This window comes from Aureliella helgolandensis (genome assembly GCF_007752135.1).
In the GTDB taxonomy this organism is placed as follows: domain Bacteria; phylum Planctomycetota; class Planctomycetia; order Pirellulales; family Pirellulaceae; genus Aureliella; species Aureliella helgolandensis.
Window position 1 is genome coordinate 7,264,734 of record NZ_CP036298.1, and the last position, 24,129, is coordinate 7,288,862.

At 56.8% G+C, this 24,129-nt stretch carries 21 protein-coding genes; 8 read left to right on the forward strand and 13 right to left on the reverse strand.

The window, feature by feature from the left end; all coding sequences use genetic code 11:
- The first annotated feature begins 120 nt into the window (after positions 1-120).
- The 3 genes from Q31a_RS25725 to Q31a_RS25735 all read left to right on the forward strand — a co-directional run bounded on the left by Q31a_RS25725 (position 121) and on the right by Q31a_RS25735 (position 4,577).
- On the forward strand, positions 121-2,256 hold the full coding sequence (locus Q31a_RS25725; protein ID WP_197355714.1) for an alpha/beta hydrolase-fold protein: 2,136 nt from the start codon (positions 121-123) through the stop codon (positions 2,254-2,256).
- A gap of 199 nt (positions 2,257-2,455) precedes the next feature.
- Positions 2,456-3,433 carry a tetratricopeptide repeat protein gene (locus Q31a_RS25730; protein ID WP_145084432.1) on the forward strand — a complete coding sequence of 326 codons (978 nt, stop codon included), beginning with the start codon at positions 2,456-2,458 and terminating at the stop codon, positions 3,431-3,433.
- 139 nt (positions 3,434-3,572) lie between these two features.
- On the forward strand, positions 3,573-4,577 hold the full coding sequence (locus tag Q31a_RS25735; protein ID WP_231690938.1) for an RluA family pseudouridine synthase: 1,005 nt from the start codon (positions 3,573-3,575) through the stop codon (positions 4,575-4,577).
- An 8-nt stretch (positions 4,578-4,585) separates the two neighbouring features.
- Here the strand turns inward: Q31a_RS25735 and Q31a_RS25740 are convergent, their stop codons facing one another.
- The 5 genes from Q31a_RS25740 to Q31a_RS25760 form a co-directional block, all read right to left on the reverse strand.
- Positions 4,586-4,804, reverse strand: a complete 219-nt coding sequence (locus Q31a_RS25740; protein ID WP_145084435.1) for a hypothetical protein — start codon at positions 4,802-4,804, stop codon at positions 4,586-4,588.
- 34 nt (positions 4,805-4,838) lie between these two features.
- Positions 4,839-7,058, reverse strand: coding sequence for a ferrous iron transport protein B (gene feoB / locus Q31a_RS25745; RefSeq protein ID WP_145084438.1), 2,220 nt, complete (start codon positions 7,056-7,058; stop codon positions 4,839-4,841).
- Positions 7,058-7,312 carry a FeoA family protein gene (locus tag Q31a_RS25750; RefSeq protein ID WP_145084441.1) on the reverse strand — a complete coding sequence of 85 codons (255 nt, stop codon included), beginning with the start codon at positions 7,310-7,312 and terminating at the stop codon, positions 7,058-7,060. The genes feoB and Q31a_RS25750 overlap by 1 nt, the downstream gene beginning before the upstream one ends.
- 70 nt (positions 7,313-7,382) lie before the next feature.
- Positions 7,383-7,628 carry a FeoA family protein gene (locus Q31a_RS25755; RefSeq protein ID WP_145084444.1) on the reverse strand — a complete coding sequence of 82 codons (246 nt, stop codon included), beginning with the start codon at positions 7,626-7,628 and terminating at the stop codon, positions 7,383-7,385.
- 162 nt (positions 7,629-7,790) lie between these two features.
- On the reverse strand, positions 7,791-9,452 hold the full coding sequence (locus Q31a_RS25760; RefSeq protein ID WP_145084448.1) for a hypothetical protein: 1,662 nt from the start codon (positions 9,450-9,452) through the stop codon (positions 7,791-7,793).
- 444 nt (positions 9,453-9,896) lie between these two features.
- Here Q31a_RS25760 and mgtE point away from each other — a divergent pair, with 444 nt between their 5' ends.
- A complete protein-coding gene (mgtE, locus tag Q31a_RS25765; RefSeq protein ID WP_145084452.1) occupies positions 9,897-11,270 on the forward strand; it encodes a magnesium transporter in 1,374 nt (457 codons plus the stop codon).
- On the opposite strand, the gene larB is transcribed toward mgtE, so the two are convergent.
- Positions 11,251-12,054 (reverse strand): nickel pincer cofactor biosynthesis protein LarB, encoded by an 804-nt coding sequence (gene larB / locus Q31a_RS25770; RefSeq protein WP_145084457.1) that lies wholly within the window; start codon positions 12,052-12,054, stop codon positions 11,251-11,253. The two genes, mgtE and larB, sit on opposite strands and share 20 nt — an antisense overlap.
- A gap of 165 nt (positions 12,055-12,219) precedes the next feature.
- On the opposite strand from larB, the gene Q31a_RS25775 reads away from it, so the two are divergent.
- The gene (locus tag Q31a_RS25775) at positions 12,220-13,434 is read left to right on the forward strand and encodes an argininosuccinate synthase (RefSeq protein WP_145084460.1); all 1,215 of its coding nucleotides are present in this window, start codon (positions 12,220-12,222) and stop codon (positions 13,432-13,434) included.
- A gap of 226 nt (positions 13,435-13,660) precedes the next feature.
- Here Q31a_RS25775 and Q31a_RS25780 read toward each other — a convergent pair whose 3' ends face one another.
- Positions 13,661-14,596 carry a DUF1559 family PulG-like putative transporter gene (locus Q31a_RS25780; RefSeq protein ID WP_197355716.1) on the reverse strand — a complete coding sequence of 312 codons (936 nt, stop codon included), beginning with the start codon at positions 14,594-14,596 and terminating at the stop codon, positions 13,661-13,663.
- 188 nt (positions 14,597-14,784) lie between these two features.
- Here Q31a_RS25780 and dtd point away from each other — a divergent pair, with 188 nt between their 5' ends.
- Positions 14,785-15,234, forward strand: coding sequence for a D-aminoacyl-tRNA deacylase (gene dtd / locus Q31a_RS25785; RefSeq protein ID WP_145084465.1), 450 nt, complete (start codon positions 14,785-14,787; stop codon positions 15,232-15,234).
- A gap of 323 nt (positions 15,235-15,557) precedes the next feature.
- Here dtd and Q31a_RS25790 read toward each other — a convergent pair whose 3' ends face one another.
- Positions 15,558-16,280 (reverse strand): metal-dependent hydrolase, encoded by a 723-nt coding sequence (locus tag Q31a_RS25790; RefSeq protein WP_145084468.1) that lies wholly within the window; start codon positions 16,278-16,280, stop codon positions 15,558-15,560.
- 344 nt (positions 16,281-16,624) lie between these two features.
- Between Q31a_RS25790 and Q31a_RS25795 the strand changes: the two genes are divergently transcribed.
- Positions 16,625-17,518, forward strand: coding sequence for a CvpA family protein (locus tag Q31a_RS25795; protein WP_231690939.1), 894 nt, complete (start codon positions 16,625-16,627; stop codon positions 17,516-17,518).
- A gap of 356 nt (positions 17,519-17,874) precedes the next feature.
- Positions 17,875-18,063: a hypothetical protein gene (locus tag Q31a_RS25800; protein ID WP_145084474.1), complete on the forward strand. Its 189-nt coding sequence runs from the start codon at positions 17,875-17,877 to the stop codon at positions 18,061-18,063.
- A gap of 12 nt (positions 18,064-18,075) precedes the next feature.
- Here Q31a_RS25800 and Q31a_RS25805 read toward each other — a convergent pair whose 3' ends face one another.
- From Q31a_RS25805 to Q31a_RS25825, 5 genes are all read right to left on the reverse strand, one after another.
- Positions 18,076-19,137 (reverse strand): acetyl-CoA carboxylase carboxyltransferase subunit alpha, encoded by a 1,062-nt coding sequence (locus Q31a_RS25805; protein ID WP_391575302.1) that lies wholly within the window; start codon positions 19,135-19,137, stop codon positions 18,076-18,078.
- 263 nt (positions 19,138-19,400) lie between these two features.
- Positions 19,401-20,309: a serine/threonine-protein kinase gene (locus tag Q31a_RS25810; protein ID WP_145084477.1), complete on the reverse strand. Its 909-nt coding sequence runs from the start codon at positions 20,307-20,309 to the stop codon at positions 19,401-19,403.
- Positions 20,310-20,726: 417 nt separating this feature from the next.
- A complete protein-coding gene (locus Q31a_RS25815) occupies positions 20,727-21,893 on the reverse strand; it encodes a glycosyltransferase family 4 protein (protein WP_145084480.1) in 1,167 nt (388 codons plus the stop codon).
- Entirely contained in the window at positions 21,894-22,745 is an 852-nt protein-coding gene (gene truA / locus Q31a_RS25820; RefSeq protein ID WP_145084483.1) for a tRNA pseudouridine(38-40) synthase TruA, read from the reverse strand. It lies immediately after the preceding gene.
- Positions 22,742-23,743: an aspartate-semialdehyde dehydrogenase gene (locus tag Q31a_RS25825; protein WP_145084486.1), complete on the reverse strand. Its 1,002-nt coding sequence runs from the start codon at positions 23,741-23,743 to the stop codon at positions 22,742-22,744. Before Q31a_RS25825 ends, truA begins: the two co-directional genes overlap by 4 nt.
- Positions 23,744-24,129: the final 386 nt, after the last annotated feature.

Genomic DNA, 24,129 nt, shown 5'->3' on the forward strand with positions numbered 1-24,129 from the left:
GAGTCTCTACGATCTTATACTGTTCTCAACACGGCATCCCAGCCAGGGCCATGACATGGGACCACACGCTTGATGGTTGAAATCCTAGATACTAAATTCTCCAACGTCTGCTTCACACCTATGATACAGTTTCTAACCTTCGCGTCAGGTAGCGACTCCCATTTGCTGGGCAAGGCAACATGGCACCTCGCAACGCCCCGCTCGTCCGCGCAAGCTTGCCCCACTCAATTCTCCCCAGGGAGGCTCATCTGGCAGCGCATCTGGCTGTGCGGAATTCTGGCTGGAATCCTCTCGCTGGCCTGCCCCAGTGAACGCGCCGCTGGCCCTCGGCTGGCCGCTCAAACTCCACAGGCCTGCGCAGAAATCCAGCGTCAACTCCCTCCGGAAGGGATTGCAGTACCGCCGGAACAACTCGCGGCGTGGCATCGCCAGATCGCCTCCCTACAGGCCAAACTCGACGCACTGCCAACGAGTCCCTCCGCACCCGATGTTCAAATCCTACTGAAAGCCTGCCGATACGCACTCGACATTCACGAGCTGTACCAAACCAAGGATTTCGCCAAAGTCGATCGATTAGTGGATTTGGCTGCCGAGCGTCTAACTGCAATCGAAGCTGGGCAATCCCCTTGGGCGACCGGGAGTGGCTTGCAAGTCCGTGGGTTTACCTCCGCTATCGACGGTTCCGCACAACCGCTCGGCTTAGTATTGCCCGAAGATTGGGCGACCGACAGCCAACGCTCGCTTCCCCTGTACGTCTGGCTGCACGGTCGTGGTGATAAATCGACCGATTTGCACTTCATCTGCGAGCGGCTGGACAAAACCGGACAAATCGCTCCCGCCAACGCGATCGTAGTTCACCCCTTTGGCAGGCAATGCATTGGGTTTAAGTCGGCTGGCGAGACGGACGTTATGGAGGCGATTGATTTTGTGTGTGAGAACTACCCCGTCGACCGCGAACGCATTGTCTTGATGGGATTCTCCATGGGCGGAGCGGGCGTGTGGCATCTGGCTGCCCACTACGGCGAACGCTTTGCGGCCGCCAGCCCCGGGGCTGGATTCGCAGAGACCTCACGCTACCAACGGCTCAAACCGGAACACTTCCCGCCTCGCTACGAGCAGATACTATGGAGCATCTATGATGTACCAGGCTATACGCGAAACCTGTTCAATTTCCCGTTCGTGGCCTACAGCGGGGAGCTCGACAAGCAGATCCAAGCCGCTCAGGTAATGGAGGAAGCCTTTGCAGCAGAGGGCCGGCAGCTGCCACATTTAATCGGTCCTGGCATGGGGCACAAATATCATCCCGACACGCTAGCAGAGATCCTGCGACGGATGCATTCGGCCGTCGAGCAGGGGAGGGGACGCGGCCAGCAACCTTTTTCGATTCAATCCCAGCACCCACGCTACTCCAGCTTTCGCTGGTTGGTCATCGATGGCGCCGAACAACAATACGCAGACACCCGCGCCGATGCCAGTTTCGTAGATTCCCACTGGCATGTCACTACTAAGAATGTAAGTCGCCTGCGTCTCCGGATTCTCGAAGACGATCCAATCGGAAGCGAAATGATCGTAGACGACAACCAATTGCAACTCCCCTCCGGAGAAGCGGAATTGCTGCTAACGCGCGAGGCTGACCAGTGGCGGGTGGTGGACGAATTGCCGGAACTGCGCAAGCGACCAAGGCTGTCGGGGCCCATCGATGACGCGTTCATCGATCCCTTCCTGGTGGTGGTTCCTAGCGGCCAGTCAGCCCATCCGGCCGTCGACCAATGGGTCGCCTGCGAACTGGAAAACTTCAAAACCCGCTGGCGAGACCTCTTCCGCGGTGACCTCCGCATTAAATCCGACCAAGATGTTACGCCCGAAGACATGCAGCGCTACCACCTGATCCTCTGGGGGACACCGCACAGCAATCGGGTCATCAACGCTTTATTTACCGCCGGTGAGCAACAAGTTTGGCCTCTGCAATGGAATACGGAATCGGCGCGAGTCGGCCAATGGAACGCCTCAGCAGATCAAAATGTCTTGCTAGCAATCTACCCCAATCCCCTAGCAAACCATCGCTACATTGTTTTGAATTCAGGCCCAACGTTTCGCCAAGCCCACGATCGCACGAATTCCCTGCAAAACCCGCATTTGCCGGACTGGGCGATTATCGGACTGGACCAACCACCCTCAGACACCCTGCCGGGTCGAGTCGTCCACACCGGATTCTTCGATGACGCTTGGCAACCCTCCGTTCCATGGACTTGGTAAACCCCGTAAGTTGACGCGTCGTTTCGAAAAGTTTCACAGGAAGTGTTGCCGCTCGGGCTGCGAGCGATATTGAGGATAATTGAATTGACTCCTATACTAACGCCAACTGTGCCACTCAGGGCGCAGCCTTAACTGTCTTACCCGTTAGTGCATTTCCAGATAAATACCGCACTTCAACAATGCGGACGAAGGATCTTCGATGAAAAGCGAACGCCGCCACGAGCTTGAGAAAAACGTATTGGCGGATCGCGTCGGTGCCGGGCTTGAGTCCGTACACTCCTACTGGCCCATGATTTTGGGTGGATTAGCGATCCTGGTCGTCGGCTCGCTGGCCTGGGGTCTCTACTCCAGCTCCGCCCGAAAGCAGGCTGCCGAAGCCTGGACAGACTACTATTTCAGCATGGCTGGTGGAGAGGCCGAAGCCTTCTTGGATTTGTCCGAGCGTTATCCGAACAGCAGTGCTGCTGGCTGGGCTCGCCAGACCGCCGGGAATGGTTTCCTGGAAAGAGGCGTCGATGCCCTGTACGTCAACAAGTCCGAAGGGGAGTCGTTGATCAAGCAGGCGATAAGCGAGTTCGAGCAATTGGAAGATTCCTCCAATCAAGAACTGCGTGCCAAAGCCCTCTACGGCTTGGCCCAAGCCCACGAATCCTTAGGCGATCTCGATACCGCCATCGCCTACTACGAAAAACTGATGAAAGCGACTCCTCGGGAAGCTTTGCTGCGAAGTGCCAGCGAGCGATTGGCATTCCTCAACAGCGATTCGGGCAAAGAATTCTATGCATGGTTCGGCACACTCGACCCGAAGCCAGATGCCCCCATCGACCTTCCTAGCAACCTAAACCTTCCTCCGCTGGGTCCGGGCGGCATGTCATTCGGCCTCCCCACAGACGGCCCCGCCGGCTCGGAGACGCCTGTCACACCACCGCCGGCCACCGACTTGCCTGAATCCAGTGCTCCCGTGCAGGTACCTGCCGAAGAGGGAGTGAGTGTACCGCCGGCCCCTGCTGGCCCCAGTGTTGTGCCAACGGCAGAGACGCCCGCCGCCAATGTACCGCCCGCCATCAACGAAGTGCCACCTGCCAGCGAACCCACTTCGGCTGCTCTCGAACTGGAACCCTCGGCAGCCGCAGACACGGCTACCGCTGGCGATGCCGAGACCACGGACAAACCTTAAGATCCCCCAATCTACTCAGTATAGGGTGTGAGTGGCTGAGGCAGTCCCCGTAGCCACTCCGCTCAGTCCCCTCGGTTCGCCGCGAAACGGCAACAGGTACTCGGCACGCATCTCCCGCTCACTATAAAGTACCGAACCTGTGGACCAAGATCCCTCAACAACCGAGCTGTTCGAGCATACGGTGCTCGAGGCAGAGAACGGCCAGCGCATCGACGCGATGCTGGCAATCCTGCTCGACGCCTACAGCCGGGTGTTTCTACGTAAAGTCGTGCAAGACGGCGGGGCACGCGTCAATGGCGAGGTCGTCAAGCCTAGCTTTCGCGTGAAAGAGGGACAGCAAGTCGAACTCGACCTGCCGCCACCACCTGTCGATGGTCCACAACCCGAGGATATCGCTCTAGATGTCCTCTTCGAAGATGACTACTTGATCGCTATCGACAAACCGGCGGGCATGGTTGTCCATCCAGCCAAGGGCAATTGGAGTGGCACACTAGCCAGCGCACTCGCCTTCCGATTCCAGCAGCTAAGCGACGTCGGTGGCGTTACGCGTCCCGGTATCGTCCACCGACTCGATCGCGACACCACTGGAGTGATTCTGGTCGCCAAGAGCAACGCAGTTCATTTGCGTCTCTCCGAACAGTTTGAGCAACGCACGATTCAAAAAGAGTACTTTGCAATCGTGGTTGGGCGAATGGAGTTGGACCGCGACGTCGTCCGCCAACCCATCGGGCCCCATCCCTACCAACGCGATAAGATGGCAATCCGCAAGGATCACCCACAGAGCCGTGAAGCCGAGACGCGGTACGAGGTCATGGAGCGTTTCGAAGGAATCGCCTCAGTTAAAGTCGAGCCGAAGACGGGACGCACCCATCAAATCCGCGTTCACCTGGATCACGTTGGCACCCCCGTACTCTGCGATCGACTCTACGCAGGCCATTCGCGAATCAGCCGCGGTGAAGTGCTGCGGCGAATGGCACGCAAGGAACCACCGCAAGCAGGGGATGAAGAAGTTCTACTTGCACGCCAAGCCCTGCATGCGCGTCGCATTGCTTTTACGCATCCCATCTCAGGGAAGCCCCTGACGATAGAATCCCCTATCCCACCCGATATGCAATCGGTACTGGATGTTCTGCGCAGCCGCTGAGCCAGTCCTCAATGGCCCACTTTCTTCGATTTGGATTGCAGGTCGATCTGAACCAAGGGAGTCACCTTGGGGGCCCCGGGGGTTGTCGAAGTGTTGGAGGGGCACGAGCCGCAACCGCGCTCAGCTCCAATCCCGCGGAACCAATTGCTTACCCTCCAAGCCGCCATGCCAGCCGCCGCCAAGACGACGAGCGTGGCCACACCGGTTTGCCAATCAATCGTAGGCATGCTGCACTCCCATCTGCTAGAGCTATCTGAAACACTAACCAATCAATCGCGAGCCGACTTGGTAAGTAAGCAAGGCGCCCACATAGGCCAGCAACGTCATGTAGGCGAAGGTAAAGGCCGGCCATCGCCACGAATTGGTCTCTCGCTTGATGACCATCAGGGTCGCCGCACATTGTGCACACAAGGCGAAGAAAACCATAATGGACAAGGCCACTGAAATCGTAAAGACAGGACGTCCATCTGGCCACTTCGACTCTCGGATCGCACTCTGCAACGACGCCTCTTCACTATCGCCACCCAACGAGTAGATGGTTCCCAGAGTGGCGATAATGACTTCGCGAGCGGGGAACGAGGCGATCACACCGACCCCGATCTTCCAATCCCACCCCAGCGGTCGCACCACCGGTTCAATCGCCTTCCCTGCGATTCCAAGAGCGCTTCCTTCGATAAGTCGTCCACTCAGCGAGCGCTGCTCTTCCAGCAAGCTCGCGTACTCGGCAACCTCTGCCTCGCTGGCGGGCTCGGACATGGCCTCTAAACGCTGGTCGATTTCATGCTGCCGAGTATGATCCCCCGGAAAGTAGCCTGCCGCCCAAACCAAAATCGAAGTGCAGAAAATCAGCGTTCCGGCTCGCGTAATAAACGCCTCGGCACGCTCCCACACGCGAAAGAAGACCACCCCTGGCGATGGCATCTTGTAGCTTGGCAACTCCATGACAAAGGGAGGCACATCCCCGGGAAAGAAAAAGCGTTTGAGCAACCAGGCCACCGGCACAGCCACAACCAGCCCCACGATATGCATGAGGAAAAGCACCAAGCCTTGCAACCCGATCCAGCCCCCTAACCACGTGATTTGAGGGACGAAGGCATAGATCAGCAGGATATAAACCGGCAAGCGAGCCGAACAACTCATCAGTGGCGCTACCAGAATGGTCACCATCCGATCGCGACGATTTTCGATGACGCGCGTGGCCATGATGCCCGGCACCGCGCAAGCGAATGAGGACATGAGGGGAAGGAAGGATTTGCCACTCAAGCCCAGCTTGGTCATCAGTTTGTCCATGACAAACGCCGCCCGAGCCATATAGCCACAATCCTCCAACAAACCGATGAAAAAGAAGAGCATCAAGATCTGTGGCAGAAACACCAACACAGATCCGACACCCGCCACAATGCCGTCATTGAGCAAGCTACGAAGCGTACCAGGCGGCAGGACCGATTCGACAACTCCCGCAATGGCGGGCATAACGTCATCGTTGATGCGGTCCATGGCCCAACCGGTCCCCCAAGTGATAGCCTGGAACACCACAAACATAATCGCGGCGAAGATGATCAACCCCCACACGCGATGCGTCATGACGCGGTCGATCGAATCGGAAGTCGAGCCATGCGTCTCCGCTGGCCGATGCACCACTCCATCGAGCTGGCTCCGAATCCAACTGTACCGCGTCGCAGTTTCCAAGGCGGGGATCTTTTGCCCCGCGTCGGCCAGTCGCTGTCGGGACGCCTGCAACTGATTGGAGAGATCGGTCAGCCCCGGCTTGCGCTGCAGCTCTTGAGCGTGTGCCCCATCCCGGTCGAACAACAATCGCTCGGCTAAAAAAGGAGCCAAAACCACGCCCGCCTGCTGCTCAGTCCACTGCTGGATTGCGGCGGTTTCCGCCTGAACTTCAGCGCTAAAAATGCTTTGTTTCTCAGCGGCCGCAAGTGCGGACAGCTCGCGAATCGCCTGTTTGACGCCCCCGATTCCCTGCTTGCGACTGGCTGAGGCAGTTACCACGCGCGTTCCCAGGCGTTCGCTCAACGCCTGCAGATCCACCTTGATTCCGGTTGCGGTCGCCCGATCCCACATGTTCAGCACCAGCAACGTTGGCTTGCCGAGCTGGCGGAGTTGAGTGAACAGATAGAGATTGCGTTCTAGATTGGTCACATCGACCACGACGACAATGACTTCTAAACTGGGCACGTCAGCTTGCCGCCCTAGCAGCACGTCGACGGATACCTTTTCGTCGAGCGTCCGAGCGGCAAGGCTATAGGTCCCCGGAAGATCGACAACCGTGACCGCTCCACTCTCGTCGCGATACCTGCCGATCTTCTTCTCAACGGTCACCCCTGGATAATTTCCAATGCGGGCCGGCACTCCACACAAAGCGCTAAACAGGGTGCTCTTACCAGTGTTGGGATTCCCAACGAGCGCGATGGTAATGCCAGCAGATTTTCCGACCGGGGCAGGGGAGGGGGGGCGAGAATCCATTAATTTGAATCGCTGACAGAAGGCGCCGGTGAGAGTTGAATTTGAACGCGCTGGGCCTCTGCGCGACGAAGCGATAGACGATATCCGCGGATCGAGACCTCAATGGGATCCCCCAGCGGAGCACTGCCGACGAACAAGATCGTCTCCCCCTCGGTCAAGCCCATCTCCATCAGACGGATTGCGATCGAATCCTCACCGAGGATCTCAACAATGGTGGCCGATTGGCCAGCCGATATATCAGCAAGCGATGGCATTGCAGCAGCCCGTGGGTGGAGGGATTTGAGTGGGGCAGGGGGGGGCGAGGCTTGAATGCAACGGCTGAGGCTAAGCGGTTGCCACTAAAACTTGAAGTCCATCTGTCAGACGAACACTCAAACGCTTGCCATCTAAAGCCAGCAGAAATGGCGCACCTGGGCGAACCATGCGAATCAACGCCCCGACACGAAGCCCCATTTCAGAAAGTCGATGCACCTGCCCCTCATCCCCTAACAACTCGACAACCTTAGCCGACTCGTTCGCGCGGAGAAAATCGATGGGTAGGACAGTATTGTGGATTTCGGGAGCAAACATGCAGCAAGCCCGCCTTGCAATTGAGACTCAATGTCAATAACGATAAGTTATTTATACACGGTTGGCAGAACAATTGGAATAAGGAAAGGCACTAAATTCGAGTGGGGGGCTCCTCGTGCACAAGCCCTGCTCGGCCAGTACGGCCAGTTCCCCGCCAGCAGCCTACTTTTTGGCCAAATGATAAATGGCCGCCAACACATAGGCCGGAAGTGCGACAAATAGTGCCCCCCCGACACCGCAAGTCACCGCAGAAAGTAGCAGGTAGCCTAAATAGCCACAAATGCAGGCTCCCACTACGGTCAAGAAGTTGTTGAACAGAATTGATGCAGAGGTCTGCAAGGCCTGTCCAAAGCTCTGCCCGTCCAACAGAGCAAAGGGTGCCGTGCAAAGTAAGAAGGAGCCGGCAATTTGAAAAAGGAGGAGCAACGCTTGAATCGCTAGAAAAAGCCCCGCCGCCCCCTCACGCTCAGGGCTCCGCGGTTCGGAATTCAGCAGTAAGGGGACCAGAACCAGCCCAATTAGTGAACCAGACATTAAAATCAGTTGCAGCAGCCACACGCCGCCATAGGCGTCCCCCAAACTCCAAATTACCTGGCTGTCGATCTTCTTCTTCCGTACGGCATGCAGCGCCAAATTGCAAAATAAACAGATAACTAGCGCTGTCACGCACATCAAAGCCAGGATACCCGCCCCCATTAAGGAGTAAACTGCGATCATCCTGGAGACCGGATCCTCCAGCGGAACGGTGGAGATAATGATGAAACGTGCCAAGTAGGCCGAAGGGACGAGCACTAGTGCTGCACAGACTCCAACCACCAAATACTGGAGCAAACCGTACATGCAACTTGGAAATGCGGTCTGGAACACGAGGGCAAACACATTTGCGAAGGTCAAGCCTTGGATCTTCCGAGCCCCCGCAGGCTTGCCCCACCCCGCCTGAGAGTTCGAGGACGGCGGCGCGCTGAAGGGATCGTTCGCTCCCATCCCCGCACCACTCAAGTCACCCAAATCTTCCCAGACGTCCAGGCTCTCCTCCTGCGTTGGGGCGTTCCGCGAGTTTACAGCTTGGCCCCCACCCAGTTGGGCGGCAGCATTCGCCTTCGGGCTGGGCGGCAGGCGAATCGAGATGATCTGCTGGCAGAAGGGGCAAGCCGTCGATTGACCAATCGCCGTTCCCGGCACTTCCATGACCCCTCGGCACTGGTGGCAAGTCAGCTGAATTACCGCTGGCACGGGAACTGCGGAAATGACGGATTGTGGCGATGCGGCCGGACTTGCCGCAGGACTCGGCTGCTTCTTTTTTAAGGCCTGAGATTTTTTGGCGGCTGGTGCCTTCTTTGCGGCTGGTGCTTCCTTGGTGGCCGGTGCTTGTGTGGCCGGTGCCTGTGTGGCCGGCTCTGCTTTTTTGACAGCCGGAGCCTGCTGCCCCTGCCCGTGAGGCTGCGGCTGTTTGAGCTGAATGGGGAAGACCGCACCACAAGAGTGGCACTTCCCCTTCCTGCCTCGCATCGCCTCTTGCCCCTCGAACAACTGGTCGCATTCGGGGCAATTAAAAATCAACCGCTGCTCAGACTCGTCGTCCAAATCGACCGCAGAAACGGGAGTGGTTGTAATGAGGAAGATGTGCTGGCAATGGCGACACTGCCCCTTGGTCCCTAGCAATGAGCGATCGCATACCAACTGAAAGGCACATTTGGGACAAGGGATTGTTAGACGATTCTCAGGCTGCCCTGAAGCAAGCCCCGTAGCAGCCTCTCGATTTTCCGACGCCGCACGACTCGTCCCGGCCGGTGCGCGGGTAAGAGCAGCTGGAATCTCAAGCACCGCGCTACACCCTGGACACTCACACGAACAGCCTTCGCTCCCGTCGGGTACGCGCAGAAGTTTCCCGCAAGATTCACAAGTAAATTCGATGGGCATAATTGTCGTGGATTGCCAAAGTCAGAAATTGCAGTACGGCGTGCTACTAGGCTACTTACTCCCCCCCAGTTTCGCAACGAATGGGGCGGATTAAGTCACCAGCGAAGCTTACGTTTAATCGAGAAAATTCGGGCAGTGCCCCTCATCAAAATCCCCCCCAGGGAATAGCCTATAGATCCTTCGGCTAGGACAAACGGCATTACCCCTACAAGCACACGGCTTCAGCCACCATTGCCAGCACTTTCTCCAGCCGGTCGCCGCCCACGCGCTCCACAGACGAACCAAGAGCGACACAACGCAGGTTTCCAGGTCGATTTTCAGAACAAAATACAGAACACGGATTGAACTGTGGCCATTGAAGAATTTCAGTTTACGGAAAGCCTCGAGAAGCAGTTGTCGGACTTGGTCCAATCGGACTCGGCAGAGCTGATTGAAGAGTTGCTCGAAAACCATTCCTCTGGCGAATTGGCGCGAGCCATCTCGCTGCTCGACGAAGAAGAGCGGATCAAGCTCATCCAGCTCATCAACAGCGAGAGTGCAGCCGAGCTGGTCGAACAATTGCCTACCGTCCAAGCGGTCCAGCTGCTCGAAGAAGCCGAGCCGGGGCAGGCTGCAGCAATCGTGGACGAACTCCCCAGCGATTTGCAAGCTGACTTGTTAAGCGACTTGGATTCCAACGACGCTGAAGCCATCCTGCGGCTCATGCTGCCCAACGAAGCGGAATCGGCTCGGCAGCTTCAGCAGTACGATGAATCGGTGGCTGGCGGTTTGATGGTCACCGAACTGCTGCGTTACCCAGACCACTGGACCGTCGCAGAGGTTGTTCACGATCTGCAAACCGGTTCTGACGAGTACCGCGATTATCAAATCCAGTACACGTACGTCTGCGGCCAAGAGGAACAGTTGCTAGGCGTCTTGCGACTGCGCGATCTGCTGCTCGGCGATCGCAGTCGTGTGTTGCGAGACATCATGATTCCCAATCCCGTCTCGGTTTCCGACACCCTCTCTTTGGCGGAGCTTCACGGCTTCTTCCAACAGCATCACTACTTAGGGGTACCGGTTACCAACGAAGTCGGAAAACTGGTCGGCGTGGTGCAGCGCAGCGATGTGGATCAAGCCTGGATCGAGCAGCAAGACCGCTCCTTCCTGAAGCGTCAGGGGATTGTCAGTGGTGAAGAAATCCGCGCCATGTCACTTTGGCAACGCGCTTCAGGCCGCCTTTCCTGGCTATCGCTGAACATTGTGCTCAATCTACTAGCGGCAACCATCATCAGCCGCTTTGAATCAACCCTCTCGGCTGTCATCGCCCTGACCGCCTTCCTGCCGATTATCTCCGACATGAGTGGCTGCTCTGGAAATCAATCGGTAGCCGTTTCCATCCGCGAATTGATGCTTGGGCTGGTCAGACCCTCGGATGTATTTCGTGTCTGGATGAAGGAGTTGTCCGTCGGTGTGCTCAACGGCTCTGCCGTAGGACTGCTCCTAGGTACCATCGCCTACCTCTGGAAAGGCAACCTAGCACTTGCGATCGTGATCGGAAGCGCACTGACACTCAACACCATTGTGGCCGTATCGATCGGTGGAATCATTCCACTGATCCTCCGCAAGTTTGGCCGCGACCCAGCCGTAGCCAGCGGCCCACTGCTGACCACGGTAACCGACATGTGCGGATTCTTCCTCGTCCTGAGCCTTGCCAGCAATTTCATCGAGTACTTGGTCTAGCTTGCGAAACCTGCGCCGCAATCAAGCCGGCAATATACCCCCCCTTAAACCCGGCATCGATATTGACCGCCGTAACCCCTGCAGCGCAGCTGCTGAGCATGCTCAGCAAAGTGGTGATCCCCTCGAAATTCGCCCCGTAGCCCACGCTCGTCGGTACGGCGATAACGGGGCAGGGAACGAGGCCTCCCACGACGCTGGCCAGAGCGCCTTCCATGCCAGCCACAACCACCACAGCCACACTACTGCGAAGCTGCTCCAAATGCGCCAGCAATCGATAGGGCCCAGCCACGCCGACATCCGTCAGCAGCTCAGCAGAGACTCCCATCCAATGCAAGGTTTCGAGCGCTTCGCGGGCAACCGGCAAATCGGTGCTGCCTGCCGTAACCACAGTAACCGTGACGAGAGCAGCGGAGTCTGTCGCAGAGGGCAGGGCAGGGGAGAACGTCTCCTCGGAGAGCCGTAGGGTGCGTCCCTGATCATCGTACTTGGACCGCGCGAAGTGGCCTTGGACCGCCGCCGCCAGCTCGGCCGCGACCCGCGTCACCAGCACCTCCCGCTGGCCACTCGCCAACAGCTCACGAGCGATTTCAATCACGTCCGCGGCGCTCTTGCCACTGCCAAAAATCACCTCGCCGAAGCCACACCGCCGCCTGCGATCAAGATCGGGATGATGCGCGCTGCCCGCCGGGGTCTCCTGCGCCAAGATTTGTTCGGCCAGCTCGGACCAACTCAGCTTGCCCTGCTGAGCCTCAGTGGCAAGCTGGCTGAGGAGGTCGTGTTTCATCGTGTTCCAGTGCTTTCCAAGAGGAATTATTCCGATCCGAGCTGAAATGCGGGGATTCGGCAAGTCGCGTGGGTTGTCAATTATTCTGGCTGGAGTGACAATTTCGACCATGAAGTTGGTGAACTCGCCACACCCCCATTTTGCACGTAAGAAAGTTTGAACGCTATGACCGTCTGCGTATTGGCATATTCTGGTGGCCTCGACACATCCTGCATGCTGGGCTGGTTGATCGACCGCGGCTACGAAGTGCATGCCGTCTATGTCGATCTTGGACAACCTGGCGAAGACCGCCAAGTCATGAAGGACAAGGCAACAAAAATCGGTGCGAAGAGCGTACGCATGATCGACGCCCGCGAAGAATTGTGTCGTGATTTCGCCTTCCCCGTGCTGATGTGGCAAGCCAAATACGAAGGCCCCTACCTGCTCGGCACCAGTATCGCTCGCCCATTGATCTCCAAAAAGATCTTGGAAATTGCGGAAGAAGTGGGCGCCGAGGTCTACGTTCACGGGGCGACCGGCAAGGGCAATGACCAATGCCGCTTCCAACTGGCCGCCGAGGCCCTGCGGCCTGACATCAAAGTGTACGCCCCCTGGCGCACTCCAGAATGGCGTGAATCGTTCCCAGGTCGAATCGAAATGCTCGACTATTGCAAGGAACGCGGTATCCCGGTCAAAGCGACCACCAGCAAGCCTTACAGTTCCGATGAAAACGTCCTGCACATCAGCTACGAAGCGGGCGAGCTTGAGAAGCTGGACGTTTGCGGAGTCGACTTGGTCGATTTCGAAATGACAGTCAGCCCCGAAGAGGCTCCCGAAAAACCCGAAGAAGTCACGATCTCGTTCGAAGCGGGCGTGCCTACCAAGGTCAATGGCCAAGCCTGCTCAGCGCTCGATATCGTCGAGCAACTCAATCAAATCGGCGGTCGAAACGGTGTCGGTCGGATCGATATCATCGAGAATCGGTTCGTGGGCATGAAGAGCAGGGGGGTTTACGAAGCTCCGGGCATGACGCTGCTCTACGAGGCTGCCGCACACATCGAGCAACTCACGCTCGATCGCGATCTAGTCCACCTGCGTGACTCCCTCGCTCCCGTCGTGGCTGAAATGGTCTACTACGGCTTCTGGTATGCCGCCAAGTTCGAAGCCTTGCTCGCCTTCATCCGACAGTCTCACCAAGTTGTTACCGGCGAAGTCAAACTCCGACTCTACAAAGGCAATGTGACCGTACTCGAACGCAGTAGCCCCAACAGCTTGTACGACGAAGGAATCGCGACCATGGAAGCCGGCGGTACCTACAACCAAGACGATGCCGAAGGCTTTATCCGCATCCAAGGACTCCCTTACCGCGTCCAAGGCATGCTGAGAAAGTTTGGCAAGTAGCCTCGAATACTGAGACTGGCTGATACCGAGACTCGCTAAACGCAATCGCCCTTACCGGCGGCCTGTCGCTGCAACAGACGGCCGCCGTCGGTCGCTGGTCAGTATGCCGCTGGTCAACATAGCAAGCCACCACCTGCGTCTGCAGAAGTGGCTGCGGCGAAAGAAGAGCTCCGAGTAACGAAGCTGGCATCAAACGAACGTTAAATGCCCTCAGGCAGACGGCCTGCTAGGGCCTTGGAATCTCGGCGGGCGTTAAGGGCTCGCCGCCCGCTGGCGAAATCAATGCATTCAAGATTTCAGGAGCTAGGCCGGCGGGGAGCCAAACCGCCTGCCCATCCGCCATGGCTGCTGTGGCCCCTCCCTGATGATTCCCACCAAGGCTGGTCGGCCCACTGGCAGTGCTCCCAATGGGTGAACCGCCAATGGCAGCGGTCATCTTGCGAGTATCAATATCCCAAGGCTTAGACCACTCGGCGATCGAGTTCTTGACCTCGGCCACCAAGAGCGTCTGGCTCGGGCCATCTAGGACGCCCGACGGTGCTAGCGGCCCTTCCGGCGGAAACAAAGTCCCACTCCCGGTGAGTAGCACATAGTTCGCCTCGTTCGACAGCCGCGGATCATCTCGTGCCGGTGAGATATAGACTGCCGGACAAGAGGCAAACAACTGCGCGTTCTCAACTGAATCCCAGGCTTGATCGAACCGGTACCGTTGGTAGAGCGCGGTCTCACCGAGCTGAGGTAGTATCAGCACTCGCCAACTACACATCGGCTGGCCCTGAGCATCGTAGGTAACCGGGGGAGGATAGGTCCCGTACTCAGCGGCATAGGCATTCAAAGCACTCGCAATGCGCTGCAAGTTGGTCATGCACAGCGCGCGGTGGCGATTCCCACGGACCTGCGACAGCACGGGCCACAAGAGACTGAGCGCCACCAGCGAAAGTACCGTAACCCCAGCCAGCAATCCCGCAGCCTTAAGCAACAACGGCACCCACCGAACGGGTAAAACCGCTGCCCGTACCGCTCGCTCCGAAGCAGCCGACTGCTCACCCACCACAGCCCCCTCACTGGCTTGGGTAGGCGGAACCTCAGTCTCCACCGAGGAGTGCCGAGGTATCGTGATCACCTTACCACAATTCGCACAGGGGCCTTTCTGACCAGCCAAGGAATCCTCAACCAACGTCTTCCTATAGCAATGGGGACATGTGAAGTGAAACGACATCAGATATCTATTCCCGGCTCGCGGCGAAATTCAAAGTTCTCTATTCTAGAGCATTGAAGAGCAATCGCGAACATTGCAGACTCGGACTTTCTGCAGTTAACCAACGACACGTTTTGAGGAAGGGCAGGGCGATGCGAGCGGTGGTGCAGCGAGTCACTGAGGCGTCCGTTACAGTGGACGAACAAGTCGTCGGCGCAATCTCTTCTGGACTATTGGTCCTACTCGGGGTAGAGCAGGGGGACGCCGATGACGACCTGAAGTATCTCGTCAACAAAACTGCCGGACTGCGAATCTTCCCCGACGAACAAGGTCTGATGAACCACAGTGTGCAAGACATCGAGGGCTCGGTATTGGTCATCAGCCAATTCACTCTATTCGGTGACGTCCGCCGCGGCAGACGCCCCAGCTTCACCTCAGCAGCTGAGCCCACGCATGCGGACCAGTTGTACTTGAAATACTGCCAGCAACTCGAACATCTCGGTATCAACGTTGCCCGCGGAAAATTCCAAGCCGACATGCAAGTCGCACTTGTCAACGACGGACCGGTGACAATCTTGCTGGACAGTCGCAAACTTTTTTGAACCAGGGCAGGGGAGGGCGAACGGATGCTTCGCCGACCAATCGCAATTGCGACGAACTTGCCGACATCGCAACCCACGGCAATGGATTGTCGGCATTGCAACCCGCTGCGTAACGGGCTGTTGAAATAGTAACCCGCCGCGTGAGCAAGGAAAGATAACCTCAGCTACAAGGCAATTAGGAATTGCTACCCTCGCGGCCAAACGAACAACACTCTTAGATCAACAAGCCACCGAGCAAGTCATTTTGGGCAAGACTGCGCAGGGGGGCGGCAGTTGTGACGTGATGCAACAATGCGTCGCTGGATGCACAGCCCCCCTCGCTCTCAGCGCATCCAATTTCCACTCTGCTCAACAATCACGTTGAACAATTGCTGCGCCGTGTGCGGCACGTTGGGATCGTTGAATCCGAATCGTGCCATAAACCCTTCGTCTTGGTAAACAAGAAAGGCGACGACTCCCATCTTGGTATACGTTGCGTAGTTAGCCCAGCGATTCTTCCCCCACAGCTTCACTGCGGTTCCAAACGAACTCTTGAATCGGTAGCTCCCCTTCTGAAAACTTACCGACCAAATCTCATCGAGCACGAGATGGCTCATAAAGCCAAGCACCACAGCCATCGTCTGAAACATGCGGGTGGAAATATCTTCACCCGACATTACCAAGAATGCGATCATGCCGACGATTGCCGCAGCCGGCAAACTATGCCACATTCCCCGGTGCACCGTATACCTACGAAATATCTCCGCCAGAAAGAATCGAATGAAGATGTACACCAAGGCGGCGGACAATACCATCCAACAGTGATCCAGCTGAAGCTTTTGAAACCGAGGAACCATCAGCATCGGAATGACCGCCGCGCCCAGCGTCGTCGCTTCTCGCAACGGCCGCCCCGAATCGCTATCCAGATCGGGCAACATCCCACTGACGCTGCACAGAATCCCCGACAGCAGGCAACAGTTGAGCGGCATGCCCGCCTGAGAACCTGCGATTGCATAGACAACGCCGGTGGCGCTGCTAACAGTCATGTGTGTTTTGAAATCAGCCATTCCACTCCATCCTGCATTCTACGGTCAGACATCCTCGACAATCGTAGCGATAAAGCGGCGGCGAGTTGAAGAGCAATTCCATCGGCAGCAAAGCCGAGATGCTAGCAATAGGCTTGCTAATTTGGTGCTAGCATTTTTCTGAGACGAAGGAGTTTTAAACATGAAGGGGAGGACGCAATCCCTCCCAACCTGCTGCGCTGCGACCAACACTTAGCTATCGCGCAAAATCCTCCCTTCGCATCCAGATTCAAATCTGCTACAAGTCCCCTACCCGGCCTTTGGAGCCTGAATTTTCGCAACTAAGTGTTAAGGAACCTGCAACCGTGCAAGGCTATGATTTAATCATGTTAATCGTTCTCGGGATGGCCACCATCTTCGGCGCGATTAAGGGCTTCGCTTGGCAAGTTGCATCCCTAGCGTCGATCATCGTAAGCTACTTCGTCGCCTACAACTTCCGCCTGCAAGTCGCGGACATGATCCAGGCAGCGCCGCCATGGAACCAGTTCCTAGCGATGCTGATCCTATACGTCGGCACCTCCTTTGTGATCTGGGTGGGATTTCGCCTGTTTAGCAGCGCCATCGATCGCGTTCGCCTGCGCGAGTTTGACCGGCACCTCGGGGCCGGATTTGGCTTGGCCAAAGGAGCCGTCTTCTGCCTGCTGATCACGATGTTCGCCATGAGCCTACTGGGACCTAGCCAGCAGACTGCAATTTGTGAATCTCGATCGGGCTATTACATCTCCTACGTACTCGACCGCAGCATCGGAATCCTTCCGAAGGAAATCCACGATGTTGTCGGCCCCTACCTCGATGGACTCGACGACAAGCTGAACAACCATACCGGTCACGATCATACGGTCGACGGATCGGAAGACGGAGCCGAAGCCGCATGGCCCATCAACCTAGACAACTTGAGCCTCAACAGCTTGCCAGCCATCCCGGAGGAACTCCGAAATGCCTTGCCTCCGATTGGGCTCCCCAATCTGCCAGGCAACGTACAACCAGCAAGCGCGCAGATCGGGGTCGGACCGAACGGGCAGGGGGGCTACGGCAATCCTGAAACGGGACGGCCAACACCAAACTATCCGTCGCAAAACTCGAACGCGACCTTCCCACCACAAAACTTCCCACCACTAGGCTCACAACCGGGCAGCGAATCGGGCGCGAATTTCGCCGCGCCTCCAGCCGCAAGCTACCCACCAGCCAACGGCATGCGAGTGGTACCCGCAGGATTCTAGAAACACTCTGAATCGACCACCGTAAAACCAGCGACTGCACATAGCCCCACGGCCCGAGACCCCCAACCCCAACGCGCCCCAATCCAATCAGGGCGAGCCGAAGACCACAGCCCCAACGAACAGCCAATCAACCAGCTTGAACAGAGACCGGGGCGACACACACCGGGCTAAGCCAGCAAGTGACAACGACAGCCACATGACAGTGACAGCCACATGACAGTGACGCGACGTGACTCCACGAAGAAGCAGTGCAGGGAAAAACTGTACAGGCCAACAGCGGATTGCGTATTTCCCAGGGAAAAACGCAGGTCAAACCGAACATAAGAAACATTATCGGACGTTGCTATTAGCCAGTAATGAGCCGTATCTACCCCAGCCCCACCGGCCATCTGCGACGCCTCGCTGCCGAAATCTCAGCAATTGCAACCCGCCGCGTGAGCAAGGAAGAGTGGTTACCGCTACACGATGATTTGCGGTGCGACCTTCGCAGCCAGAGCGAAAATGCATTTCAACTAACCAGCCCGCAAGAGCGAGAGGCTCCCTGAGCAGCCGACCGCTCAAGGAGCAGTCGTCGACTCCAGCGGCTCATGCTGCGCGGGATCGAGAAACACTCCCATGCTACGGAATTTCTCGTAACGCTTTTCAATCATCTCATCGACCGGTTGCACAGTCAGCTCGCCCAGGGCATGCAGCAAATAGCTTTTCATCCAGGCAGCCATCTTGTGGTGGTCGCGATGCGCGCCACCCAGCGGCTCTTCGATCACGTCATCGATCACGCCCATGTCGTGAAGATGCTTGGAAGTAAACCGCAGCGCATCGGCCGCTTTCGGCGCATGCTGGTGGCTCTTCCACAGAATCCCAGCACATCCCTCAGGACTGATGACCGAGTAGTAAGCGTACTGCAGGACGGCAATCCGATCTCCCAGACCAATCCCCAATGCGCCTCCCGAACCACCTTCGCCAATCACGATGCAGATAATGGGTGTCCGCAACTGACTCATCTGGAACATACTCTCGGCAATTACCTGAGCTTGCCCGCGCTCCTCGGCGCCAATTCCCGGATAGGCTCCAGGAGTGTCGATGAAGCAAACGATCGGCATGCCATACTTCTCGGCCATGCGCATCTTGCTCATCGCCTTGCGGTAGCCTTCGGGGTGAGCACATCCGAAATGGCAAGCCGCGCGTTCTCGGTAGGTGCGTCCCTTCTGGTGCCCAACCACCATGACTTTGTATTGATCGATTTTTGCAAATCCGGTGAGCATCGCTCGATCATCGCCAAAGTGCTTGTCGCCATGCAGCTCGACGAATTCATCAAACGCCAGATTCAGGTAATCGCGAGTATAGGGACGATCCTTGTGTCGCGCCACCTGCACGATTTGCCACGGACTCAGCTTGGAGTAAACGTCGGCCGCAATTTCGTTCCACTTCTTGCGCTGCGCAATGATCTCGCGTTCCAAACTATCGTCGGTTGCACTGCGCGGCTGCCGCGACTGCTCAAGCAATTCTTGGATCTTGCTCTCAATCTCAAACATCGGCTGTTCGAACTCAGGACCGGTATGACTCATCTTGGGATCATCCCCAGCGGGTTGAAGGTGAAATGAAGATTGTTCGAAACTCACTCAGCCTCTTTCGGCCTGCTGAACGAGTCACACTTTATTGGATTCCAAACGCAACGGATCGCATCCCGCCGCGCGACGGCTTGTTGCAATAGTAACCCGCGACGTGAGCAAGGATAGGTGGTTACCCCAGCAGGCTGATTGGATGTGCGGCCTTCGCAGTGAACTGAATACACTCTCTTAAATCGGTAGGCTGGTGTGACATACAGCCGGCAGGCTGGCGACGCCCCGGAATGCTAAACAATTCTGGGTTTGCCCCCCCTGCTCTACTGTTGCGGCATGACACGTCCCGTACTCTGGAAGTCATCAAAAATACTCTTGTCAGGAATCCGCGGTTGCTTCTTGAAAATTCGCGTGACACGCAGCGTCTTCAACAACTCCCACATTGAACCTGGTCGGTCTTCGGGTTTCTTGGCCATCATTGACCGGATCACTGCCGTGAACTCAGGAGTAAGATTGTCGTTAGTGACCAGCGGCGACGGAATTGGAGCGGAGAGATGCTTGTTCAACAGGTCGTTGGGACTGTCGCCCGTGTACGGCAACTTGCCAGTTGCCAGCTCAAAAAAGACACACCCCAAACTGTAGATATCTGCGCGCCCATCGAGGACGTGATTGCGAATCTGCTCCGGAGACATATAGCTGCGAGTTCCTTGAACCGTCTTGGCCTTGCCACCAAACAACTTGCCGAGGCCCTTAGGGATCTTGCGGGAGATGGTAAAGTCAATGAGCTTGACCTCCCCTTCCCGGCTGACCAGAAAATTGTCGGGCTTCACGTCGCAATGCACAAAGCCCTTCTCATGCATATGGAATAGTCCCTCAGCACTCTGCTGGCAGATTTTCTCCAACATGAAGGCAATCGATTCGGTTCCGCGCCGCAACGCCTGCTTCATGTTCAACTCGCTGAACAACTCCAATACGAGAAAGGGCGTATTGCTGCTCAACACGAGATCGTGCATGCGGATCACGTTCGGATGGTTCATCGCTTTCGCGATCTCAAACTCGGTCTTGAGCTGCGATAGCTCCAATTTGTCGGTGCGAAAGTCCTCGCGCAGGACTTTCAAGGCATAGCGATCGCCGGTTGCGGTCTCAATCCCCTCCCATACCTGACAAGTACTTCCCATGCGGATCAGTCGAGCTAGTCGATAAGGTCCTAAAAAGTCGCGTATCTTAGTCATGCAGAATTCTTCACGGTATTGCGATTGCAGCTAAACGAGGTCGATTCCGCTGCGAATTTGTAGCGATCGGGAGGGTTAGAACCCCTCATATCATAGATGAATTCTCCCATTCGACCAAGCTGGATGCGGGGAGAGAGGGACCGGGGTGCGGGACAGGACGCAATTCGCACGAGCCCCAAGGCCCTTTTCTACCTAAACCGCTCAATCAGATTAATTTCCCAGCCAGGCTATCCAACAGTCGCCGAATGAAAACGTCTCAGCCTGCGTACGCTCACACCCCAAACAGCCCCCTCGATCCGGCACCCCAAGGCAACCGCACGCGGGGTGGGGTTAGAATTGCGGTTAGGACGAGATTTGCCTGCCCTCGGGGGCCGTCCCCAAGCTCAACCGCGCCTTTAGACATACTCTGGCCCGGCCCTAGGGACGCTGCTGGGGAAGCAATCGCTGATAGAGGGCGCGAATTTGGCGAGTCATCTGCTGGTGGCGGAATTGCTCGGTAAACCGGGCTGCGCCCCCCTGCCCTAGCCTGCTTCTTAACTCCGCATCCAGAGACAATTCGACAATCGCTTGCCTGAGCGGTTCGATCGATTTGGGAGGCAACAAGTAACCGGTCTGTCCCGGAAGAGCAACTTCTCGCGCTCCATCCACGTCGTAGCTCACCACCGGCTTGCCAGCGATCAGGGCTTGAGGCAACGTCCTCGCCAACCCCTCGCGCAAACTCGTGTGAACGAGTGCATCCATGGCGCTCAAGTAGTACGGAACTCTCTCGGGCTCGACCAGTCCGGTGAAGCGAAAGTGGCCTTGCAAATGGCGTGACGCCAGTCGCGACTCCAACTGCTGCCGCAAAATCCCATCCCCCACCAGCAAGAATTTGCATTTCGGATTCTGGCGGATGGCACTCTCAGCAGCCTCGAGCAAATACTCGTGGCCCTTGAGGTGAAACAAGCGCGCGATCTTGCCAAACACCACATCGTCGTCTGCGAATCCCAACTCTTGTCGGGCCGCTTGTCGAAATTGATTGCAATCCCGAAAGGGCTCGACGTCCATGCCCGAGTAGATGGTAGTGAATTTCTCTCGCGGGGCTACTCGGGATGCAACCATCAGATCGGTCATTGCATCCGCAACGGAGATCATGTGGTGACAGCGGCGTGCCGCCCAGCGCTCGAGACGGATGAACAAATGACGGGCCATCGCATTCTGATAGGGGTGGAACGGTGCGCCGTGGACCGTGTGCACCACTACCGGGACCCCACAACTCCAGGCTGCTGCGCGACCAAGAAATCCTCCCTTAGCACTGTGGGTATGCACGACGTCGGGATTGAACTCACGAATGCAGTCCACGAGGGCTCGGTAGGCTTGCCGATCTCGCGTCGGATGAATCGAGCGTCGCAGTTCATCGATAAACCTCAGTGGCAGCCCCCCTGCCCTCCCCTGCTCCAACAGTCGGCCTTCCGGCCCCAAGGCTGGGCCGGTGACCAACAGCACATCGTCGCCATACGCTTGCTGCAGATCCAAACAATTAAACAGCGTGTTCTCCTGAGCACCCCCTATAATCATTCGGGTAATTACATGCAGCACGCGCATTTAGAATAGTACTTCCGTCAAGAACAATCCGTGGGGGGGAGCTGTAGCTCCGGCACTGCTGCGATCCTGAGCTGCAATTACCTCCATGATCCACTCGGGCGGCTTGCGACCTACTCCAACTTGCACCAGTGTTCCGACTATATTGCGAACCATGTTGTAGAGAAATCCGTTGGCCTCAATTTCAATGGTCAGCAGCTGGCCATCCATGTAGGGTGCCGCAGAGACCGTCAAAGACCGCACGGTTCGCACCGTGCTGGAGCGTGGGCTGCCATTGGTTTGAAAGCTCGTAAAATCGTGCTTTCCTTCCAGCAGATGCGCCGCTGCTCGCATCGCGTCTACCGACACCCGCCGCCGAACCCACCAATGGGTATTGGATTGGATCGGGTCCGATTTGCGGGAGCAATAAACCTGGTAACGATACCGCTTCCCAGTACTGTCCTTGATCGGATTGAAAGCTAGCGGGACTTCAACAGCCTCGCGGACAACGATATCCTGAGGCAGACTGATGTTCAACGCAAACGGCAACTTATCGGCCGGTGCATTCCAGTTCACCGTACGGATCACCGCTCGCTGCGCGAGGGCATGCACTCCCGTATCGGTTCGACTGCTGCCATGCACCACTACGCGCGGCTCTTTCAAGAGCTTAGAGAGAGTTTTCTCTAGCACCTGCTGGACCGTTACATGGTCCGGCTGCAATTGCCAACCAAAGTAGTTCGCCCCGTTGTAGGCAATCGTCATCAGAAATGCGCGTTGCGTCCCTTCGGTCGATCCGGCAGGACCGGCCGCAGAGGACTCTGGAGCATCAGACGGTGGGGGCAGCGAATCCTCCCCCCCAGAACAAGAGTGGTTCATCGCGCAGACAGCAACTTGCAAATTTGAACCGCGTTGGTAGCCGCTCCCTTGCGCAAGTTGTCACTCACACACCAAAAGCTAATTCCACAGGGATGGTTCAGATCCTTGCGCACACGGCCCACGAACACATCGGGCTGGTCGGCGCAATCGCGTGGCATGGGATAACTCTTGTTCGGCAAGTCATCGATGAGGGTCACCCCTTCAGCCGAGCGGAAAAGCTCGAAGATCTGCTCCAGCTCGAGCGGCTCTGCCGTTTCGCAATAGATCGATTCACTATGCCCGATCAACACCGGCACACGAACGCAGGTTGCATTGACTGCAATGGAGTCATCCTCAAAGATTTTATGGGTCTCCAAGACCATCTTCATTTCTTCGGATGTGAACCCCGCATGCTTGTGCGAGCCGATCTGAGGAATCAAGTTAAGGGCGATATCGTGCTGGAAGATTGCAGCAGAACCGGTTTGTCCGGACAAACGTGACTGCGTGTTGTTGAGCAGTTCTTGCTGAGCCGCTAAACCAGCACCACTGACCGCTTGGTAAGTACTGACCACCACTCTTTTCAGCCCGGCCGCTTGGCGCAGTGGATGGAGCGCAACCACCATTTGTGTCGTACTGCAGTTGGGGCTGGCAATAATGCCTTGATGTTTGGCAATTGCTTGCGGATTGACCTCTGGAATAACGAGGGGGACCCTGGGGTCCATCCGGTAAAAGGCGCTTTCGTCGACGACGACCGCTCCACGCTCAACCGCCCAGGGAACGCATTCGGCCGCGACTTCATCGGGCGTACTGGCAATAACGACATCCACCCCCTCAAAGGCGGCAGGTTCCATCAGCTCGACTGTAATGTCTTGGCCCGCGACCTGGACAGTCTTACCAGCCGAGCGCGAGGACGCGAGCAGCTTCAGCGCTTCGTACTGCACCCCCTGCTTTTGGATTTCCTCCAATACGATTTGCCCCACAGCCCCAGTCGCACCCACCACTGCCAATGTCTTGATCACGATTACCTAGTCCGCCTTCCAATGGGAAATTACTTCAGCCCCTGCCTTTTTCTGTCGAATTATGACAAGCCGCTAGTTTAATCGGCATGGGATAAATAGGACAGTCAGGCTACCTGAGTTCCCTGCTAGGCTAGGTATCGATGGGATTGTGGCCAATTTGGCCACAACAGCTCGTCAAAAGAGTACCCCGCCGCCTAACGAGCCGTTGAAATAGTGCCCTCCCCCGCGTGAGCAAGCTTGGGTGGAAGAACTGAAAGGCAAAACGCCCCTACTAGCTGTCCTCTTCACTTTTTCTGTCTCCATCTTTCTGTCCATTCCTCTTCCCCTTGCGTCCTAGCAGCTTTGCGCGCATCCCGCAGGCCGTTTCAGTTTTCACGCAACGGCGC

Coding starts and splice junctions, on each gene's coding strand:
- Q31a_RS25810 (WP_145084477.1), bottom strand. CDS start 20,309: ATGACTAAGATACGCGACTTTTTAGGACCTTATCGACTAGCTCGACTG.
- Q31a_RS25815 (WP_145084480.1), bottom strand. CDS start 21,893: ATGCGCGTGCTGCATGTAATTACCCGAATGATTATAGGGGGTGCTCAG.
- Q31a_RS25795 (WP_231690939.1), top strand. CDS start 16,625: ATGTTAATCGTTCTCGGGATGGCCACCATCTTCGGCGCGATTAAGGGC.
- Q31a_RS25750 (WP_145084441.1), bottom strand. CDS start 7,312: ATGCCATCGCTTGCTGATATATCGGCTGGCCAATCGGCCACCATTGTT.
- Q31a_RS25725 (WP_197355714.1), top strand. CDS start 121: ATGATACAGTTTCTAACCTTCGCGTCAGGTAGCGACTCCCATTTGCTG.
- larB (WP_145084457.1), bottom strand. CDS start 12,054: ATGAAACACGACCTCCTCAGCCAGCTTGCCACTGAGGCTCAGCAGGGC.
- Q31a_RS25790 (WP_145084468.1), bottom strand. CDS start 16,280: ATGGCTGATTTCAAAACACACATGACTGTTAGCAGCGCCACCGGCGTT.
- feoB (WP_145084438.1), bottom strand. CDS start 7,058: ATGGATTCTCGCCCCCCCTCCCCTGCCCCGGTCGGAAAATCTGCTGGC.
- Q31a_RS25740 (WP_145084435.1), bottom strand. CDS start 4,804: ATGCCTACGATTGATTGGCAAACCGGTGTGGCCACGCTCGTCGTCTTG.
- Q31a_RS25800 (WP_145084474.1), top strand. CDS start 17,875: ATGAGCCGTATCTACCCCAGCCCCACCGGCCATCTGCGACGCCTCGCT.
- truA (WP_145084483.1), bottom strand. CDS start 22,745: ATGAACCACTCTTGTTCTGGGGGGGAGGATTCGCTGCCCCCACCGTCT.
- dtd (WP_145084465.1), top strand. CDS start 14,785: ATGCGAGCGGTGGTGCAGCGAGTCACTGAGGCGTCCGTTACAGTGGAC.
- Q31a_RS25755 (WP_145084444.1), bottom strand. CDS start 7,628: ATGTTTGCTCCCGAAATCCACAATACTGTCCTACCCATCGATTTTCTC.
- Q31a_RS25775 (WP_145084460.1), top strand. CDS start 12,220: ATGACCGTCTGCGTATTGGCATATTCTGGTGGCCTCGACACATCCTGC.
- Q31a_RS25730 (WP_145084432.1), top strand. CDS start 2,456: ATGAAAAGCGAACGCCGCCACGAGCTTGAGAAAAACGTATTGGCGGAT.